At 63.2% G+C, this 5,060-nt stretch carries 5 protein-coding genes and 1 pseudogene; all 6 read right to left on the reverse strand.

Annotation, left to right across the window (positions count from 1 at the left end):
• Nucleotides 1–24: 24 nt before the first annotated feature.
• Nucleotides 25–225: pseudogene (locus tag L9Z73_RS25000) on the reverse strand (TonB-dependent receptor); the annotation flags it as partial.
• Nucleotides 226–365: 140 nt separating this feature from the next.
• Nucleotides 366–2,264: a 1-deoxy-D-xylulose-5-phosphate synthase gene (gene dxs, locus L9Z73_RS25005; protein WP_247406805.1), complete on the reverse strand. Its 1,899-nt coding sequence runs from the start codon at nt 2,262–2,264 to the stop codon at nt 366–368.
• Between the two features lie 110 nt (nt 2,265–2,374).
• Nucleotides 2,375–3,262 (reverse strand): (2E,6E)-farnesyl diphosphate synthase, encoded by an 888-nt coding sequence (gene ispA / locus L9Z73_RS25010; protein WP_247406807.1) that lies wholly within the window; start codon nt 3,260–3,262, stop codon nt 2,375–2,377.
• Complete coding sequence (locus tag L9Z73_RS25015; RefSeq protein WP_003176346.1) at nt 3,259–3,501, reverse strand: exodeoxyribonuclease VII small subunit; 243 nt, start codon at nt 3,499–3,501, stop codon at nt 3,259–3,261. The genes ispA and L9Z73_RS25015 overlap by 4 nt, the downstream gene beginning before the upstream one ends.
• 176 nt (nt 3,502–3,677) lie before the next feature.
• Complete coding sequence (locus L9Z73_RS25020) at nt 3,678–4,289, reverse strand: helix-turn-helix transcriptional regulator (RefSeq protein ID WP_247406809.1); 612 nt, start codon at nt 4,287–4,289, stop codon at nt 3,678–3,680.
• A gap of 57 nt (nt 4,290–4,346) precedes the next feature.
• On the reverse strand, nt 4,347–5,060 hold a 714-nt coding region (locus L9Z73_RS25025), incomplete at its 5' end, for an ornithine cyclodeaminase family protein (protein ID WP_430624314.1).

Consider the following 5,060-nt stretch of genomic DNA (forward strand, 5'->3'; position numbering starts at 1 on the left):
GCTCGGTCAGACGCAGGGTGATCAGGTCCTGCTGGTGGGTTGCAGGCGGTCGATGTCGTCGCGGGTGAAGACGGTGTTGGCGGCGCTGCTGTCGTTGCGCGCCTGGACCTGGCGGTTGGCGCTGATGACCACGTCGGGGAGTTTGAGCGCGTCGTCGCGGGAGTCGGCGAGCAGGTCGTGGGCTGGCAGAAGCAGCAAGGGCAGGGCAAGGCGAAGATGATTCATGGGCTGTCCGCAGCTTTGAAAGTTGGCACAAAACCAATGTGGGAGGGGGCTTGCCCCCGATAGCGGTGGGTCAGTCACCTTATCTATGACTGAACTGCCGCCATCGGGGGCAAGCCCCCTCCCACATTTTGATCCGGTTTCTACAGGCCCAGCAGCGCCATACGTTTGCGTACCGAAGCCTCGATCCCGGCTTCATCCAGGCCGCACTCGGCCAACATCTGCGCCGGCTTGGCGTGTTCGACGTACATGTCCGGCAAGCCCAGATGCAGCACCGACTTGAGGATGTTCTCGCGTGCCAGGAACTCGCTGACTGCCGCACCGGCACCGCCCATGATGGCGTTTTCTTCGACCGTCACCAGCAATTGATGGCTAGCGGCGATCTCGCGTACCAGGGCTTCATCCAAGGGTTTGACGAAACGCATGTCGACCACGGTGGCGTCGATCTTCTCGGCCACTTTCAGGGCTTCGGCCAGTTGCACGCCGAACACCAGGAATGCGCTCTTGCTGCCTTGGCGTCGCACGATGCCTTTGCCGATTTCGATCGGCGCCAGGTCTTTTTCGATCACTGCATTCGGGCCGTTGCCACGCGGGTAACGCACAGCGGCCGGGCCGTTGTACAGGTGGCCGGTGCTGAGCATCTTGCGCAGTTCGTTTTCGTCGCTCGGCGTCATCACCAGCATGCCGGGGATGCAGCGCAGGTAGGACAGGTCGAAGCTGCCGGCGTGGGTCGGGCCGTCTTCGCCCACCAGGCCGGCGCGGTCGATGGCGAACAGCACGTCGAGGTTCTGCACCGCGACGTCATGCACCAGTTGGTCGTAACCGCGCTGCAGGAAGGTGGAGTAGATCGCCACCACCGGCTTGGCGCCTTCGCAGGCCATGCCGGCGGCGAACGTCACCGCGTGTTGCTCGGCGATGGCGACGTCGAAGTAGCGCAGCGGGAAACGCTCGCTGAACGCCACCAGGTCGGAACCTTCCTTCATCGCCGGGGTAATCCCCACCAGGCGCGGGTCGGCGGCGGCCATGTCGCACAGCCACTCGCCAAACACACCGGAATATTTCGGCCCGCTGGCCTTTTTCGGCGCGGCGGCCGGCGCGTCCAGGGGGTCGAGCTTGGTGATCGCGTGGTAACCGATCGGGTCGACTTCCGCCGGGGCGAAGCCTTTGCCTTTTTTGGTGACGATGTGCAGGAACTGCGGGCCTTTGAGGTCACGCATGTTGCGCAGCGTGGCGATCAGGGTCGGCAGGTCGTGGCCGTCGATGGGGCCGATGTAGTTCCAGCCCAGTTCTTCGAACAGCGTGCCGGGCACCAGCATGCCCTTGGCATATTCTTCGGTGCGGCGGGCGATTTCCCACGCGCCGGGCAGGCGCGACAGCACTTTCTTACTGCCTTCACGCATGCTGGCGTAGGTCCGGCTGGACAGGATCTTCGCCAGGTAGTTGGACAGGCCGCCGACATTGCGCGAGATCGACATGTCGTTGTCGTTGAGGATCACCAGCATGTTGGCGTTTACTTCCGGCGCATGGTTCAGCGCTTCGAAAGCCATGCCGGCGGTCAGCGCGCCGTCACCGATCACCGCAATCGCCTTGCGATCACTGTTTTGCAGGCGCGAGGCAATCGCCATGCCCAGTGCGGCACTGATCGAGGTGCTGGAGTGGCCGACGCCAAAGGTGTCGTACTCGCTCTCGGAGCGGCGCGGGAAGGCGGCGATGCCGTCCTTCTGGCGCAGGGTGCTCATGCGCTCGCGACGGCCGGTGAGGATTTTATGCGGATACGCCTGATGGCCCACGTCCCACACCAGCCGGTCGTCCGGGGTGTCGAACACGTAGTGCAGCGCGATGGTCAGCTCGATGACGCCCAGGCCGGCACCGAAATGCCCACCGGTCTGGCCGACCGTGTAGAGCAATTCCAGGCGCAATTCATCGGCCAGGGTTACCAGCTCGGTTTCACCCAGACGCCGCAGGCCGTCCGGCGTGGCAGCACGGTCGAGCAGGGGCGTGGACGGGCGTTTGCGGGGAATCTCTTGAAACGTCGTGGGCATCAGGCGAATCGTTATAGGTATAGAAGAGGCGGCAGTTTACCTCAAGCATCGCAAACTGCCCACGCAGAGCGCCGAACTTGACCGATATGCGGCCGTAATGGCCGCTGTTATCAGTAGCGACGTTCGACGATGTACCGCGCCAGGTCACGCAGGGGCTCGGCCGCCGCGTCGAAAGGTCGCAGGGCGGCCAGGGCCTGGTCGCGCAGTTCCAGGGCGTAGGCCTTGGCGGCATCCAGCCCGAGCAGCGCAGGATAAGTCGGTTTGTCCCGTGCGATATCGGCACCTTGGCGTTTGCCCAGGGTGGCGGTGTCACTTTCTACGTCGAGAATGTCGTCCTGCACCTGGAACGCCAGGCCGATGGCCCGGGAGTAGACCTGCAAGGCCGCCAATTGCGTGGCGTCGGCACGACCACTGGCCAGGGCGCCCAAGTGGACGGCGGCTTCGATCAGGGCGCCGGTCTTGTGCCGGTGCATGTGTTCGAGTGCCGGTTGATCGAGCTTCTGGCCCACCGAACCAAGATCGATGGCCTGGCCACCGACCATGCCGGCGGGGCCTGCGGCCACCGCCAGGGCAGTGACCATGCGCAAACGGATCTCGGCGTTCACGCTGCTCAAGCTCGGGTCCAGCAGCGCGCTGAACGCCAGGCTTTGCAGGCCATCGCCGGCGAGAATCGCGCAGGCTTCGTCAAAGGCTTTATGGGTGGTTGGCTGGCCGCGACGCAGGTCATCGTCGTCCATCGCCGGCAAATCGTCATGCACCAGCGAATAGGCGTGAATCAACTCCACCGCACAGGCCGCGCCATTGGCTTGTTCGGCGGGCGCGCCGAGGGCTTCGCATGCCGCATACGCGAGCAACGGGCGCACACGCTTGCCTCCATTCATGACGCTGTAGCGCATGGCCTCATAGAGACGTTTGATTTCGGGGCTTGGCGCAACAAACAAGGGCTCCAGCGCCGCATTGACCCGGGCTTGGCTACTGGCCTGATACGCGTCGATCATTCCGGCTGTTCCGCATCGAAAGGTTCTTCGGCCAACTCCCCGTCGCGTTCCAGCAACACCTGGACCTTCTGCTCCGCCTGCGCCAACGCGCTCTGGCAGTCACGGGTCAGGCCGATGCCTTGCTCAAACGCGGTCAGCGAGTCTTCCAGCGACAACTCGCCGTTCTCCAGACGCTCGACCAGGGTTTGCAGGTCGGCGAGGGATTGTTCGAAATCGAGTGCAACTTTTTTGCGGGCCATGGCGGCTATTCCGGTAGACGGTAAACCGGCGCGACACTAGCAGACATGGGGGATGGGGGCAAATGAGCGGGGGGGGCAGACGACCCGGTCATCGCCTGCTGCAGGCTGTGCAACAGGGGTGAGCTGAATACACCGTTTATTCGGCTCATTTTGTGAGCCGATTGTGCGATCGCCTATTACTGCGCCGCAGCGGCACGCAAATAGTTATACACACTGGCCCGGGAAATCTTGAAGTAATCGCCGACGTAGTCGACAAAATTACGCACATCCAGCAAGCCGTGCTCCCGTGCCTGTACCAGCACCTGGATGATTTCCCCTCGGCCGAAGTCGGCGGGTTTCAAATGATTCGCGGCGGCGAGGGTTTCGATGATCTCATTGAGTTTTTCCCGCCAATCGCCACTGAACAGCGATTCTGGGCGCACCTGGGACTGCTGGCCTACGGCAAAGCCGCAGAGCAGTTTCTGCACTTGGGCCAGTGCGGTTACATCGAAGTTCAGGCACAGCAAGGCGTTGGGCTCCCCGTTTGCCGCGCGGGCGACGAGGGAGATCGAACGCAACTGACGGCTGTTGAGGCCGGTCTTTTCATACGGCCCGACTACGTCGGGTCCCGCAGCCAACTCAGCCAAATCGGTGATCAGCGATTCATCCCCGACCTGACGTCGGGAAAAGCCATTGGCGATGTGGGCAATACGCCCGCTGCGCAGGTCGTGTACCACGGCTTCCAGGTCCGGATAGAGCAGGGCGGCGATGCCGTCGGCGGTTGCCTTGATGAACGCGATATCGACCATGGGTTAACCGGGCACAGGGAAAGGAACGGTGATTGTACGCAGGCCTCCGAACAGTTGTCAGTTCACGGCCTGCATGCGCTGCACCGCGAGGGTGGCCAGCGCGATGTCCTGAGCGGCCAGGCCGGTCAAGTCGGCGATGGTCAGGTCGTCGTCGCTGAAACGTCCGCACGCCTTGCCGGCCAGCACATGGCCGAGGGAAACGTCGGCGTGGTCGCTGATCAAATGGGCCCGTACTGCGTGGCTCATTTCGCCATGGTCGACGCATTGGCCGCGGTCATCCGTCATGAGCACGCGTGCCCGTTGCAGCAGCAACGGGTCCAGTTCCTGTTTGCCAGGGCTGTCTGCACCCAGGGCGACAATATGCGTGCCTTTACGGACCACGGCGGCCGGCACGAGTGCCTGGGTCGACGGTGTGCAGGTAATCACCAGATTGCACTGTGCGAAAACAGCCTCAACGCTGTCGGCCGCTTGGGCCTTGAACCCCTCTTGAGTCAGTGTCCTGGCGAGATGTTGCGCCTTGTCAGGGGAGCGTGCCCAGATCACTACACGTTCGATTCCCAGCAGTTCGCAGGTCCAGCGTGCCTGCAGTTGCGCCTGATGCCCGCTGCCGATTATCCCTAACGCGCTCACCCGCCGAAGCGCCCCGGCCCAGGTGGTGGGCTGGTCATCCAGGCGTTGTTGCAACATGCCGGCCAGCTCCACGTTGGCTTTGCCCAAGGCGATGCGCTTGGCGACGCGCAGGTCGACCCGTTCGAAGCGATAGCGGTTAAG

This window comes from Pseudomonas emilianonis, assembly GCF_023072625.1.
Classification (GTDB): domain Bacteria; phylum Pseudomonadota; class Gammaproteobacteria; order Pseudomonadales; family Pseudomonadaceae; genus Aquipseudomonas; species Aquipseudomonas paraveronii.

Excerpts from the sequence above, each read along its gene's own strand:
- L9Z73_RS25015 (WP_003176346.1), bottom strand. The coding sequence starts at position 3,501 with ATGGCCCGCAAAAAAGTTGCACTCGATTTCGAACAATCCCTCGCCGAC.
- L9Z73_RS25020 (WP_247406809.1), bottom strand. The coding sequence starts at position 4,289 with ATGGTCGATATCGCGTTCATCAAGGCAACCGCCGACGGCATCGCCGCC.
- dxs (WP_247406805.1), bottom strand. The coding sequence starts at position 2,264 with ATGCCCACGACGTTTCAAGAGATTCCCCGCAAACGCCCGTCCACGCCC.
- ispA (WP_247406807.1), bottom strand. The coding sequence starts at position 3,262 with ATGATCGACGCGTATCAGGCCAGTAGCCAAGCCCGGGTCAATGCGGCG.